Origin of the sequence: Pseudochrobactrum sp. B5, from assembly GCF_001939785.1 — a bacterium.
Classification (GTDB): Bacteria; Pseudomonadota; Alphaproteobacteria; order Rhizobiales; family Rhizobiaceae; genus Pseudochrobactrum; species Pseudochrobactrum saccharolyticum.
The window spans coordinates 297,876-311,420 of sequence record NZ_MOYL01000003.1 but is presented as its reverse complement, the minus strand read 5'-3'; the positions used below and the strand labels follow the sequence as shown (position 1 = coordinate 311,420).

The following is a 13,545-nucleotide window of genomic DNA, read 5'->3' as shown; positions in this document are numbered from 1 at the left end:
AGAAGCGTGAGTTTAGTAAAATTAAACAATCTAATTCAAAGTAAGGGAAACTAATGCATGATTGACTATCCTGCCGCTCTTGCTGTCAAGATGGTTGTACAAACCGGCAGTTTTGAACAGGCTGCCAAAGCTCTGCATGTTACGCCCTCTGCAATCTCTCAGCGTGTGAAAATTATAGAAGAACGCCTCGGTGTTTCTTTGATCGAAAGAGGAAGCCCGTGTGTGGCAACAGAGAAAGGTGAATGGCTTTGCCGGCATCTGGAACATGTCAGCATGCTTGAAAGCGAGCTGGCCAAGCATTTGCCAAATCTGGCTGAGATGCGCAGCTCAGCGATGCAACGAATTACCATCAACATAGCTGTAAACGCCGACAGTATAGGCACATGGTTTTTAAAGGCTATGGCTCCTTTTGTGCAGGATACAGGCTATTTACTGAGCATTGCGATTGATGATGAGGACTATACGGCTGAATGGCTTGAGCGCGGCCGGGTGCTTGCGGCAGTTACATCACTTTCGAAGCCAATAAAGGGCTGTCGTGTTTCGCAACTGGGAGCATTGCGCTATCAGGCAACGGCCACTCCCGCCTTTATTGAGAAGCATTTTACCAATGGTATTGCAGAAGGAATTGCTAAAGCACCGGCACTCTCATTCAATCAGAAAGACCGGCTGCAACAGGAATGGATTAACCGGACAATGGGGCGTACTATTACTATGCCCACGCATCGGATTCCTTCAACACAAGGTTTTATCGATGCCTGTTTAGCCGGAATGGGCTGGGGCATGAATCCGGTTCATATCGTGCATGAACACATCAAATCTGGTCGTCTGGTTGAACTGGTTCCCGACAGTGCTTTGGAAATTCCTTTGTTCTGGCAGGTAAATCATCTGGCAGCGAATGAACTGACCAGTCTCACCCGACAGGTTACACAGGTTGCAAAGCAATTTTTAATCCAGCCGTGAATTTGCTTTCAAAACATGCCCGTTTTGAGTACAACTCCGGCTATATCCTTCCAACAAAAAAGCGCGCCCTCCCATCGGGCAGTGCTTCCTGTACCGGTTATGACTGTTCTTATTAATCAACCGCATCCATCCATCGACAAGGCATCAATCCAGATTTTGGTTGCCAGATTTTACGGTCGCGCCCGTGAAGATGCATTAATTGGCCCGATTTTCGCCGATGCAGTGCATGACTGGGATCATCACATCGCGCAGATTTCGGAATTCTGGTCAGCGGTCATTCTCAAAACCGGTGGTTATGAAGGTCGCCCGATGCCGCCTCACCTGAAGCTCAATTTAAAAAGCGAGCATTTTGACCGCTGGCTCGGCTTGTTTGAGCAAACTGCACGGGAAATTTTTCCTGAGGAAGCAGCCATTATCTTTATTGATCGGGCGCGCCGCATTGCCGACAGTTTTGAAATGGCGATTGCCGCCCATGCCGGAAAAATAATTGCACCGCGTCATTCCCGCCGGATTGTTTAACTATTTGCCAAAGCAGACACTCTACACAATTCTGACTGACTTCGGATATTGAAGCCGCACAATTATTTCTTTGCTTGAAGACATAGATTGCCACCAGCCGAAAACTCAGAAAACATTTTAATATCAGCATCATAGTGATAGGCTATGATATGTGTTGTGCAGCTATCCTCATACCGTGCGCAGGTTTGCATCGATACACAGAGACGGTCACCGGCACCCCAGACTTTAGCGGGAGGCCGGTCATAAATCCCCTCATAAATAGTCTGCGACTGCACCTCACCATCAGTCCAGTTCAGCATAATTTCTGAACGGAAATGGTCATAACCAATATTGCTATAGCCAACTTTATATTCAACAGCAGCAGGATTGGACATAAATGCAGTGCCTGAAGCTATATTTTCCCAGTCTGCAACATCTTTTGCATGGGCAGAAGCCGGAGTAAAAACAGCAACAACGCAAAGCAGACAGACACCCCCTGTTATGCTCCCTCTCTTGGATAAAAAATGAGCGACATCTTCTGCGAAGAACCGACTGAAAATCATTTTGCTCCAACTATCCTCTTCATGCATATCCCGACGCCTAGAGCGGTTTACGACCAGATTGGATCATAGCGCTCGTGTCTCAATTCTTTATTTGGTCGCATTATCACGGGCATCAAGTTGATCCAACTTGACTGTGAAACGCTCAAGCACGGCATACCTTCGCTTACCGATCTTAACTGATAACCTGCTTGTAGAACAAAACTTTCAGAGCGAACAAAACTACAGAAAATTATAGCTGGGCAACACGCCCTCTGACTTGCCATTCTCCACGGACAGGAGATTGATATGGCAGGGTTCTGGATATGTATTTTTGTGATACTCGCCATAAACGGGGCAATCGCACTTTATTATGCTGGTGGCAGACACGACAACTAATTGACCAGCCTGACCGTTACAGCTCTTCATGCTATCGCCTCTTGCTTTACTCCGGAAGTCGCGTTTTATTCTCCTCGGGTTTTAATATTTAAATCAGAGGGCAGAATGCGGCAGATTTATTATCTATTGATGATTATAGGCGCAGCATTCCCTTTATATTTTTTCTGCCTGTTCCTGATCGAGAACGGGTTCAACCCAGCTTTATTTTTTGAGCATTTATTTGCGAACAATATCTCACGCTTCTTCGCAGCAGATGTTGCTATATCCGCACTGGTACTGATTATCTTTATCATCCATCAGAGCCGGAAACTTAAAATGCCTTCCGGATATTATGCTCTGATCGGCTTAGCTGCGGGCGTATCCTTCGCGCTGCCATTATTCTTATATTTGCGGGAAGGTCACATTGAGAAAATGAGCATCCGCGCGGAACTGTAAGAGCTTCTGCCACAACCGCTTCTTTGGAACATTCTGCAGATCACCACGTTTTCCTCTTCATCACCACAAAGATGCGAGGAAGCGAATGGAAGCGTTTCAGGCAGCAATCACAACCACGTTCAGCGCCGATAATTTCAATGTCTGGCCGCATGTTATCGCCCTTGCTGCGGCCTATATATTGGCTTTGCCTATAGGCTGGCACAGAGAAAGGGAAGAAAGAAGCGCAGGCCTTCGAACTTTCCCCTTAGTTGCCGTAGCCAGCTGCGGCTTTGTTCAGGCAGCTGAAAGCATAACTGCAGACAATCCGGAAGCGCTTGCCCGTATTATAGAAGGTGTCATCACCGGCATGGGGTTTATCGGCGGCGGTGCAATTTTACGCCTCAGCACTTCAGTCAAAGGGACTGCAACAGCCGCAAGTCTTTGGGCCACCGGCGCAGTCGGCATCGCATGTGCGATGGGCACATTTGATGTCGCAATCATCATTGTGGTTTTCGCACTATTAACCCTGTGGATGTTCTCCAACGGAAAGTCTCTGACAGATGATCCCGACACCTCCGCGCCTGAAACAGCGATCAACAAAAAAGGCAGCCAATAAGCTGTAGAATATATTACCAGAAAACCGCTTGCTTATTACCAGTATCCATATGACATAAGCTTGCAGTAATAGTGTGTCCGATAAAAACAGCAGATAATAATGATGAAAAATATCCAGATTATCGACGGTGCAATAAACGCACTTATAGCATATTTCAGGCAACCGAGAGTGAATATAACATCATCTTTCCCGATGAATGTGATATGGAGCTGATTGAAGACCTCATTGCACGGCTCGGTGACGATGAAACCAATCGTGTACTGGCTCCTCTTTGGGAACGTCCGATATTGAAACGTAATGCTGTTGGCATTCACGGGACATTATTCTACGACAACGATCACCGTAAAAGCTTCATACCGCAATCAAAGCGGGAAGTTGACTGGAATGAACAGACAATCAATCAGGCCCAGTTCGATTTATTCTCGCGGTATCGTTAGATGAAACGACATAGAGCGCCGTGTGCCAGACTTGGCACACAAAACTCGCTCTAACACTTTAAAATTATGCTCTAGCCGATGAGAAACAATGTCCACAAATTCAGAAGTGTAAAACACGCAGATCCTGAAAAGAATCTGCAAATGCTTCCGCCTCCGCCTAAAACTCAGCTGAATAGCACTGCTTTTTCAGCAATTGTGATTGTTGTTTTCATCTGCACATTTGTAGCCACTCTATTCCTGCTTCAATGAAAACCCCGCACTTGGCGGGGTTCTGTAAAATTGCGAATGACTATCTGCAGCCTTTGTTTCTCCACACGGCTTCAATGGCATTTATTTTGCCTTTAGACACAGCAACCTGTCCTTCTTTATTTCCGCCAAATGTGCTCGAAGCCGGAACACCGATTAAAAACACACCAACGGCATCTCCGGTTGCGGCATCATTCTGCTGTTTAGAAAGAACAGCAAGATTACTTTTCTCTCTGGAATATTCATGAGCCAAACTCTGACAGTTCAAATTTGAATAAGCTGCCATCGGAATATCAACCGGCACTATAGCATCAGGTCTTTTAGCACATGCTACAGAAAATACTGTCAAAGACAGAGCTAGTATTAATTTTATCTTCATGATTCCCCCGCCATATACACACAGTCTAATTGGCCAAGGGATTGATTAAGGTCAAGTAAAACAAATAAGGCAGTCAAAAGACTGCCTTATACTTTAGTCATACATATCCCGTTCATCCATGAATGAATTTGATCACGGGCATTCCTGATCCCGGACAAAACGGGCTTTAACAAAACCGTGCAATGTACCGTCTTCATAGGAATAGCTGACCGGACACCAGCGCTGTCCCCACGGAATTGTCTTCGGTGTGCATTCCCCCTTCAGAGCCAGCACACCATAATTATTGGCAGGAATTGAAATCACAATTCTGCTTTTTGCAGAGGGTCTCGCACGAACATTCAGAGCATCACCTGCATCAACATTCACAACGCGAAGACAACCCGGCCCTGTTGTTGCATGTGCCGAAACCGGAAAGACTGCCAGTGCCAAAGCGATAATTATAGGTTTTGAAAACATACCGGACTTCCTGTCGTAAATTACAGTTGCACAATAACATTCAAAACTGTACCGGGCATGAACATAGTCTCAGTAATACCAAATTATTTGATTTGTTTACTTTTTCGACACATGAAAGTTATACGCCCCTTTATCAATATTCATAAATATGACTGAGGTAAAATGTTAGGGCGTATTCTGAACGGTGTTGAACGCACATATCTGATCCGTGCCTGGTTAATTGGTGCTTGTTTCTTCGCTTTAATGGTCACGGTAGCTTTGCAGGCAAAAAACGGCGCGCAGGTCGCCCCGCTTTTCTATTTTGCAATCTGCACGCTTATGTTCCCGTTTTCAAAACTCGTCTGGGATGAGCTGAAAAATCTTGTCATGGGACAGAATATTTTCCTGATGAATGCGCTGATCCTGATGATGCTGAAACTATTCATCAATGCGCTGCTATGGGCTTTCGCACCATTTATAGCCATCATTGGTATCGGATATATTTGGTATCGCACCAAATCGAATGATTGAGAGCACTCAAAATCATCAGCAAAAAAGGCAGCCTGAAGGCTGCCTTTTTCATTTTATCAGCGCTTTAAACAATCATCAGCCTTTGGACATATCCAGCGGCGGCTCAACGCCTTCGCTCAGTGGGCTGATATAAGGTGTGCGGGCAGTCTGTGCCGCCAGTGCCGCTTTGGCATCTGCCATCAGCACCGGATCACTCAGCACGGCAAGACCGGTTGCGGCCATTGCTTTTGCCACATGCACCATGGCTTTATGTGCTGCCGGAGATTTGCCCTGCGCCACCACCTGCCATGTGTGAAAAGGCGTGCCGATGGCCACTGTCGGCGCATGAACCTGCACAGTCGGCACTACCCAGCTGACATCACCAATATCAGTCGAGCCGATCTGCGGCTTATGCGGCTGATCGAGCGGCACTAAGAACTCTGCCAATGGTGCATCGGTTTCCGGCATACCGATCACATTATAGACGGAAGAGATTTCTTCCGATGAAAGAGTGGCACGGATTTTGCGGGCATAATCACGATCCTGATCGTCAAATTCCGGTGCGCCAAGCTCTTGCATTGTGCGATACAGTGCCTGTTCCAGCGGCTTGTTGCCCAGCGTATTGGAAACCGCGCTGACGATCTTCATCTCCATACGGGTTTCGGTCATCATCGCAGAACCTTGCGCAATCTTATTCACGCGATTGACCAGTGATAGCATGGTCTGCAAATCCATCGCACGGATAGAATAGCGCACCCGTGCATGTGCCTGCACCACATTCGGCGCAATGCCGCCGGTATCCAGCAAGGCATAATGAATACGCGCATCAGATGGCATATGTTCACGCATATAATTGACACCGACATTCATCAGTTCAACCGCATCGAGTGCACTGCGTCCAAGATGCGGCGCAGCAGCGGCATGGGAAGCACGACCGGTAAAGATGAAGTCCGCACGGGTATTAGCCAGCGACAAAGCCGGAGCCACTTCCCAGAAGCTGTAAGGATGCCACGAGATTGCAACATCTGCATCGTCAAAAGCACCGGCACGCACCATGAAAGCCTTGGCCGCACCACCCTCTTCCGCTGGGCAGCCATAATAGCGCACACGCCCCGGAATTTTATGTTCAGCCAGATAATTTTTCAACGCCACAGCGGCCAGCAATGCGCCTGCACCCAGCAGATTATGGCCGCAGCCATGGCCATGACCACCCGCTTCAATCGGCTGATGCTCGGACGCTCCGGCTTCCTGACTGAGACCCGGCAGCGCATCATATTCGCCCATAAAAGCAATAACCGGCCCGCCTTCACCTGCTTCACCGATCACAGAAGTCGGAATACCGGCAATGCCCTCGGTCACACGAAAACCGTGATGCAGCAGCTCGGCTTTATGTTCAGCCATAGAGCGCTCTTCGGTATAGCAAACCTCCGGCATTCCCCAGACGCGGTCGCTCATTTCGATGAGGCGCTGCTTTTCATCCTCAACCTTTTGCCACAAGTCCTGACGGTCATTCATGCTCATTGGATCATTCCTGAATAAAATTAGAGATTGGTTGCTTCTTCAAAGACCAGTTCGGATGCGGGTGGGATACGTCCCTCAAACCAGTAAGCCGCGGCTGCACGAGACATGGCAGCGCCGTCATGGCCGACACCGGCCACATCAATCAGCTTCCAGTTGAATGGCATGCCTAAGCTCTGCGCCTGTTTCTGTGCAAAATCATAGACGAAATATGCCCGTTTATAGCGGGAAGGCCCTTGCGCAAATGCTTCCGGCTGATCCGGCAAATTGGGATCAGCCTCATCAATATCCTGATCACCGGCAAAAATATGCATCGGATAGGCAAACCAGCGGGCAAGCTGTGCCTCATCAAGACCGATGCCGCCCATACCTTCCGGAAATTTACGTGTCAGATCAGGCAATGTGTACCAGCCCGGATTCGCCGCAACCACATCCGAGAAAATACCATGATCCTGCGTGGCCAGCAGACGGTGCGAGAACTGCCCGCCAGCCGAATGGCCATATAAACGCGCCTGTTTCTGCGTGGTTACCCCACCGGCCTGAAGGGCTGCAAGAACACGGGCAGGCACACCATAGAGCCAGTCCTGCTTTTCACGCACAAGCCCTGCACTTTCATCGAGGATCAACCCGTTATTATAGCTTTCCGCCATCGGGAATTGTGCATCGGGGAAAGTCGGCGCAACAATCAGCAAGCGGTGTTTTTCAGCCGCCGGAATCCAGAAGTCGCGATATTCATCGCCATTACGCAGCATACCATGCTGCACGATAATCACCGGATCTTCAGGACGGTAGCTTTCAGGGCGATAGAAATTTACTTCCAGCGGCCTGTCCGGATGATACTGATCAACAAACGGCAGCGTGCTGCGTCCGGTTTCTGGACGAAGAATGGTGGTAGTCATTATGTCTCCGGATTATGCAAATGACAGGCAGCGCTCTGGTCGGCTGTCACATCTTTTAGTTCGGGGCGGCGCTCGCGGCATACCGGCATGGCATGGGCGCAACGCGGATGAAACGGGCAGCCGGAAGGCGGTGCCAGCGGTGACGGCAGATCACCGGTCAGTGGCTGGAAATCGCGTTTGCGACGGCTGATCGACGGACTGGCATTAATCAGAGCTGCGCTATAGGGATGCGCAGGCTTGCTGAAAATTGCGGATGCGGAACCAATCTCAACGATACGGCCGAGATACATGATGGCGATGCGATCGCTGATATGCCGGACAACGCCGAGATCATGGCTGACAAACAGATAGGTCAGCCCGTAGCGGGCACGCAAATCCATAAACAGATTGATCACCTGCGCCTGAATAGACACATCAAGTGCAGATACCGGCTCATCACAAACCAGAAAATCAGGTTTCACTGACAAAGCGCGGGCAATGCCGATACGCTGACGCTGACCACCGGAAAACTGGTGCGGGTAGCGGTCACGATAGGCGAGATCAAGCCCCACCTCTTCAAGCGCTTTGTTCACCGCACCGGCAATCTCGGCTTTCGGCATCAGGCGATGCACCTTCAGTGCCTCACCGACAATCTGATTGACCTTCATGCGCGGATCAAGCGAAGCGTAAGGATCCTGAAAAATCATCTGTACTTTCAAAAGAAAGTCGAGTTTTTCACGGCCTTTGAGCTTTTCAACGGCGCGACCGTCATAAAGCACATTGCCTGCGGTCGGTTGATAAATCCCTGTTGCCATACGGGACAGCGTAGACTTTCCGCAGCCGGACTCGCCGACAAGTCCCAGCACCTCACCACGTTTGATGCTCAGGTCAACACCGTCTACCGCACGCAAAACCCGAGCCGGTGCGGCCTGCCCTGTCAGACGCAGAATGCGGTCAGCCATTGTGGATTTAGAGTGAAAATGCTTCTTCACCCCGCGCATTTCAAAAAATGCATCACTCATGGTCTTGCCTCCTGAGAAAATGCCTCACGGACAGGCAGCGATACCGGATTGTGACAACGGAAAACCCGCCCGTCGATCACCTGCTGTTCGGGATTAACTTCTGCACAAACCGGTTTGACACGCTCGCAGCGGGTGCGGAACGGACAGCCGCTTGGCCGGTCATCAATGCGCGGTGCATTACCGTCAATCTGGTGCAGGCGCTCCCCCGGTTTCACCATGCCGGAAGACGAATTCAGCAGACCTTGCGTATAGGGATGCAGCGGTCTGTCCAGCACATCATCCACCGCACCGGTTTCAACAATCTGCCCCGCATACATCACCGCCACACGATCAGCGAGTTCGGCCACCACGGCAAGATCATGAGTGATCCACAACACGGCAGTACCGGTTTCCCGTGCCAGCTTCTGCACCTCATAGAGGATCTGGCTTTGAATGGTCACATCCAGTGCTGTGGTCGGTTCATCAGCGATAATCAGATCAGGATTGTTGAGCAATGCGGTGGCAATTGCCACGCGCTGGCGCATCCCGCCGGAAAATTCATGCGGATATTGTTTGAGCCGCACTTCCGGTGAGGAAATACCGACCCGCCCCAGCGCATCCGCCGCCTCTTTCATCGCCTGTGCTTTACCACAGGAACGATGTTCAAGGATCGCCTCACACATTTGCTCACCAATGGTCAGCACCGGATTAAGCGTCGAGAGCGGATCCTGAAAAATCATCGCAATGCGGTCGCCGCGCAAATTACGCAGACGTTCATCGGATGCTTCACGCAGATTTTCGCCATTGAACAGGATTTCGCCTTCAACAATTTCCCCCGGCGGATCAATCAGTTGCACCAGTGAGAAACCGGTAACAGATTTACCGGAACCGGACTCGCCGACAAGGCACAGCACTTCGCCACGTGCAATGCTCAGATCAATGCCATCAACTGCCGACCATGCACCGCCCAGCAAATGAAATACGGTCCTTAAACCCTTTACTTCAAGCAAAGCCGTCATCACACGCCCCTCACATTAAAGCTGCGACGCAGGCGGTCACCGACAAAATTGAGCGAGATAATCAGCAGAACCAGTGCAATCCCCGGAAACACGGCAATCCAGTATTCGCCCGACAACAGATAATCAAATCCATTGGCAATCAGAAGGCCAAGCGACGGCTGCGTAACCGGCACACCAACACCGAGAAACGACAATGTAGCTTCAAGTGTAATCGCGCTGGCGATGCTGATAGTAGAGATCACCAGTACCGAACCGATAGAGTTCGGCAGCAAATGCCGGAGCATAATATAATGGGTCGGCAAACCGAAATTGACGGCCGCTTCGATATATTCTTTACGGCGTTCAACCAGAGCAGAAGCGCGCATCAGGCGGGCATATTGCGCCCATTGCACCAGAATAATCGCGAGGATCACTTTATCAACGCCACGCCCGACAGAGGCCAGCAGCACTAGCGCCACCAGCATTGACGGAAAGCCGAGCATAAAATCCACGACGCGCATGATAATCGCATCGGCAACACCACCAAGTTGTGCGGCCAGCAATCCGGCACTCACACCGATGGTCATGGCGCCAAGTGTCGACAGCAGACCGACCAGCAGGCTGGTACGCAAACCATAGAGTATGGCGCTGACCATATCGCGGCCCTGTGCGTCCGTGCCCAGCCAGTAGACCGAACCCGTCATACTTGTTGAGCCCGGTGCAAGACGGTTATCCATCACGCTCAAAGAGGCAAGATCATAAGGGTCTTGCGGGGCGATAAAAGGTGCCAGCACCGCCAGCAAAACCAGCAGCCCAAGCAGAATACCCGCACCGCGTGTTGTCGGCTTGTTACGGATGCTGCGCAGCACTTTCTGGCGCAGCGGTGTATTGGCATAATCCGGAATAATCGGCTTATTCATACCATATCTCCGGACAGTTTGACCCGCGGATCGAGAACCGCATAGAGCACATCGACCATGAAATTCACAGCGACGAACAGCAGCGTGGCCAGCAGCACATAGGCAACCACCACAGGGCGGTCGAGCTGGTAGATACTGTCAATCAGCAGTTTGCCCATGCCGGGCCATGAGAACACGGTTTCGGTAATGGTGGAGAAGGCAACGAGACTGCCGAATTCAATGCCGACAACAGTCACAACAGGTATCAGAATATTGCGCAGCACATGGCGGTTGACGATGCGTTTGCGGCGTACACCTTTGGCGCGGGCGAATTTCACATAATCCTGCGTCATCGCTTCAGTAGTACCCGCGGCTACAAGGCGGATCATCAGCGCCATATTCGGAATAGCAAGGTTAAGCGCAGGCAGGATCAGATGGCGCAGACCATTGGTAGTGAACAGACTGGTCTGAATGCCCAGCACCGAGACCGTTTCGCCCCGCCCTGCTGTCGGCAACCAGCCAAGCGCCACGCTAAACAGCAGTACCAGCATCATGCCTTTCCAGAAACTCGGCAGCGAAAAACCGATCACCGTACCCGCCATAATGAAACGCGACGGACGGCTGTCAGGATTAAGTCCTGCCAGAAGCCCCAGCGGAATACCGACAACGGCGGCAACCGTCATCGACAGCAGTACCAGTTCAAATGTAGCTGGCAGGCGAGCAAGAATAAGCGAGACCACCGGCACACCGTGAACGAAAGATGTGCCGAGGTCGCCTTTCAGGGCATTGCCCAAAAATGTGAAATATTGCTGCCATACCGGCAGATCGAGCCCCAGCCGCTTAATCAGAGCCAGCCGTTCGGCAGCACTGACCTGTGGCGGGACAAGAAGTTCAATCGGATCACCAATGCCATATACGGCAAAGAAAACAGCGACCGACACGGCAAGCAGCACCAAGGCGCTCTGGATAAGTCGCTGCAAAATATAAGCTGTCATGACATGCTTCTCAGATTATCTGGGGCTGAAATATTTCACAGTCAGGCAAGAACAAGTCTGACTGTGATGATGCACCCACGAAAGACTCCAGAGCGGGTGACGATGAGACTAAACCACGTCACACGCTCCGGTCTTAACCCTCAGTTACTTGGCCGGCTTGGCAGACATAGCCATCGTGAACTGATCTGAACGACCGGTATAAGTGACATTGGCCTTATGCGCCCAGATACCGCTTTCGAAATGCAGCGGGATGAAAGCATAGTCTTTCATCACTTCGGTCTGCGCCTGCTGGAGCAGTTCCGAACGCTTATTATCGTCCATTGTTGCAACAGCTTCATAGATCAGCTTGTCGAAAGCAGGGTTGGAATAGCCGCCATAATTGGAGCCGCCCAAAGTGCCTTCTTCATTCGGCTTTGCCGGCCACTGGCGCAGGAAGGATGAAGCCTCACCGCTGGTGGAACCCCAGCCGCCGATTGCCACACTCAGTTCCTTCTTGGAACGGCGCGGGAAATAGATAGCGCGGGTCATGGCATCCACATCCGACTTAATGCCGATCTGCGTCAAATATTGTGCCACGGCCTGCGTGATCTGGCTGTCATTGATATAGCGGTCATTGGTGGTGGAAAGTGTCAGCTGGAAACCGTCAGGATATCCGGCTTCAGCCAGAAGCTTCTTGGCTTCGGCAGGATCATAACGCAGTTCCGGCGGGTTTGGCAGCGTACCGAACATGCCCGTAGGCAGGAACTGATAGGCAGGTTCCGCCGCACCGTCCATCAGACGGGCAACAATAGCATTACGGTCAATCGCCAGCGACATAGCCTGACGGACACGCACATCTTTCAGCGGGTTTTTGCCGTCAGCAGCTTTGACATAAGGGCTTTCATCACGCGCCACATCAAGCTGGTAATAAATCACGCGTGTTGAAGGTGTGATCGTATAGCCGAAACGCTTGTCATCCTTGATACGGGACAGATCGCGGGCAGCCGGATTTTCGATAATATCATAGTCACCGGCGAGAAGACCGGCGAGACGCGGACCGGCATTCGGAACCGGCAGGAAACGCACAGCTTCCCATGGCTCGGCTTCGCCCCAATATTTATCATTGCGTTCCAGCTCGATAGCAGAACCGCGCACATAGCTTTTCAGCTTGTAAGGGCCGGTGCCGATTGCAAGTTTGCCATCATTGAAATCACCAACCACCGGCCATGCACCGGTCACACCGCAATTCTGCTCCGGTGCGAAGCTGATCTTGTCATGTTTGACGATTGAGGAACTCAGAATACCAACAGTGCCGATAAAGGACGGAAGCAGCGGCTCAGGCGCTTTGGTCTTAATCACCAGTGTCTGCGCATCAGGTGCTTCAACAGACTCAAAATTCGCGGTAATGTCCGCAAAGGAACCGGCAATCGCTGTTTCGTTTTTCAGCGTGCGGCAGAAAGTAAAAATCACATCATCGGCAGTAAAAGGTGAACCATCAGAGAAAGTCACGCCTTCCCGCAATTTGAATGTCCAGGTATTCTTGCCGTCATTCTCCCATGAACTTGCAAGAGACGGATGTACATTCTGCTTTTCATCCTGACGGGTTAGTCCGTCAAATATATGGACTGCCAAAGCATTATTCGGTGTCAGATCATGATAATGCGGATCAATTGCAGTCGGTTCTGATCCAAGCGCAATGCGCAGTGTTTCAGCTGATGCCGCACCGCTCATCAAAGCAGAGCTCAGCAGAGTTGTTCCCAGCAGACTCGCCACGAGCATTTTTTTATACATAAAAGTCTCCGTTCCCCAACGAATGTCATTTTTGATATGATTGTCATTATATT

General features: G+C 50.6%; 16 protein-coding genes. 6 read left to right on the top strand and 10 right to left on the bottom strand.

Annotation, left to right across the window (positions count from 1 at the left end):
- Positions 1 to 57: 57 nt before the first annotated feature.
- Positions 58 to 960, top strand: a complete 903-nt coding sequence (locus tag BKD14_RS11850) for a LysR family transcriptional regulator ArgP (RefSeq protein ID WP_075656222.1) — start codon at positions 58 to 60, stop codon at positions 958 to 960.
- Positions 961 to 1,059: 99 nt separating this feature from the next.
- A complete protein-coding gene (locus tag BKD14_RS11845) occupies positions 1,060 to 1,479 on the top strand; it encodes a group III truncated hemoglobin (RefSeq protein ID WP_075656220.1) in 420 nt (139 codons plus the stop codon).
- A gap of 62 nt (positions 1,480 to 1,541) precedes the next feature.
- Here the strand turns inward: BKD14_RS11845 and BKD14_RS11840 are convergent, their stop codons facing one another.
- Positions 1,542 to 2,048, bottom strand: coding sequence for a hypothetical protein (locus BKD14_RS11840; RefSeq protein ID WP_139316407.1), 507 nt, complete (start codon positions 2,046 to 2,048; stop codon positions 1,542 to 1,544).
- Between the two features lie 348 nt (positions 2,049 to 2,396).
- On the opposite strand from BKD14_RS11840, the gene BKD14_RS11835 reads away from it, so the two are divergent.
- From BKD14_RS11835 to BKD14_RS11825, 3 genes are all read left to right on the top strand, one after another.
- Positions 2,397 to 2,831, top strand: coding sequence for a DUF2834 domain-containing protein (locus BKD14_RS11835; RefSeq protein WP_139316406.1), 435 nt, complete (start codon positions 2,397 to 2,399; stop codon positions 2,829 to 2,831).
- Positions 2,832 to 2,916: 85 nt separating this feature from the next.
- A complete protein-coding gene (locus BKD14_RS11830) occupies positions 2,917 to 3,426 on the top strand; it encodes an MgtC/SapB family protein (RefSeq protein WP_022709123.1) in 510 nt (169 codons plus the stop codon).
- Between the two features lie 203 nt (positions 3,427 to 3,629).
- Complete coding sequence (locus BKD14_RS11825) at positions 3,630 to 3,863, top strand: hypothetical protein (protein ID WP_210215510.1); 234 nt, start codon at positions 3,630 to 3,632, stop codon at positions 3,861 to 3,863.
- Between the two features lie 289 nt (positions 3,864 to 4,152).
- On the opposite strand, the gene BKD14_RS11820 is transcribed toward BKD14_RS11825, so the two are convergent.
- Both BKD14_RS11820 and BKD14_RS11815 read right to left on the bottom strand, forming a co-directional pair.
- Positions 4,153 to 4,488 carry a hypothetical protein gene (locus BKD14_RS11820; RefSeq protein ID WP_022709125.1) on the bottom strand — a complete coding sequence of 112 codons (336 nt, stop codon included), beginning with the start codon at positions 4,486 to 4,488 and terminating at the stop codon, positions 4,153 to 4,155.
- Between the two features lie 132 nt (positions 4,489 to 4,620).
- A complete protein-coding gene (locus BKD14_RS11815; RefSeq protein WP_022709126.1) occupies positions 4,621 to 4,944 on the bottom strand; it encodes a hypothetical protein in 324 nt (107 codons plus the stop codon).
- Positions 4,945 to 5,106: 162 nt separating this feature from the next.
- On the opposite strand from BKD14_RS11815, the gene BKD14_RS11810 reads away from it, so the two are divergent.
- Positions 5,107 to 5,454, top strand: coding sequence for a hypothetical protein (locus tag BKD14_RS11810; protein ID WP_075656216.1), 348 nt, complete (start codon positions 5,107 to 5,109; stop codon positions 5,452 to 5,454).
- A 75-nt stretch (positions 5,455 to 5,529) separates the two neighbouring features.
- Here BKD14_RS11810 and BKD14_RS11805 read toward each other — a convergent pair whose 3' ends face one another.
- The 7 genes from BKD14_RS11805 to BKD14_RS11775 form a co-directional block, all read right to left on the bottom strand.
- Positions 5,530 to 6,948: a M20 family metallopeptidase gene (locus BKD14_RS11805; RefSeq protein WP_075656414.1), complete on the bottom strand. Its 1,419-nt coding sequence runs from the start codon at positions 6,946 to 6,948 to the stop codon at positions 5,530 to 5,532.
- 26 nt (positions 6,949 to 6,974) lie between these two features.
- Positions 6,975 to 7,850, bottom strand: a complete 876-nt coding sequence (locus BKD14_RS11800) for an alpha/beta hydrolase (protein WP_075656213.1) — start codon at positions 7,848 to 7,850, stop codon at positions 6,975 to 6,977.
- Positions 7,850 to 8,851: an oligopeptide/dipeptide ABC transporter ATP-binding protein gene (locus BKD14_RS11795; RefSeq protein ID WP_075656211.1), complete on the bottom strand. Its 1,002-nt coding sequence runs from the start codon at positions 8,849 to 8,851 to the stop codon at positions 7,850 to 7,852. Before BKD14_RS11795 ends, BKD14_RS11800 begins: the two co-directional genes overlap by 1 nt.
- Positions 8,848 to 9,849, bottom strand: coding sequence for an ABC transporter ATP-binding protein (locus BKD14_RS11790; RefSeq protein ID WP_075656209.1), 1,002 nt, complete (start codon positions 9,847 to 9,849; stop codon positions 8,848 to 8,850). Before BKD14_RS11790 ends, BKD14_RS11795 begins: the two co-directional genes overlap by 4 nt.
- Entirely contained in the window at positions 9,849 to 10,748 is a 900-nt protein-coding gene (locus BKD14_RS11785) for an ABC transporter permease (RefSeq protein ID WP_075656207.1), read from the bottom strand. Before BKD14_RS11785 ends, BKD14_RS11790 begins: the two co-directional genes overlap by 1 nt.
- Positions 10,745 to 11,722, bottom strand: coding sequence for an ABC transporter permease (locus tag BKD14_RS11780; protein ID WP_075656205.1), 978 nt, complete (start codon positions 11,720 to 11,722; stop codon positions 10,745 to 10,747). The genes BKD14_RS11785 and BKD14_RS11780 overlap by 4 nt, the downstream gene beginning before the upstream one ends.
- A gap of 144 nt (positions 11,723 to 11,866) precedes the next feature.
- Positions 11,867 to 13,492, bottom strand: coding sequence for an ABC transporter substrate-binding protein (locus tag BKD14_RS11775; RefSeq protein ID WP_075656203.1), 1,626 nt, complete (start codon positions 13,490 to 13,492; stop codon positions 11,867 to 11,869).
- Positions 13,493 to 13,545 lie beyond the last annotated feature (53 nt).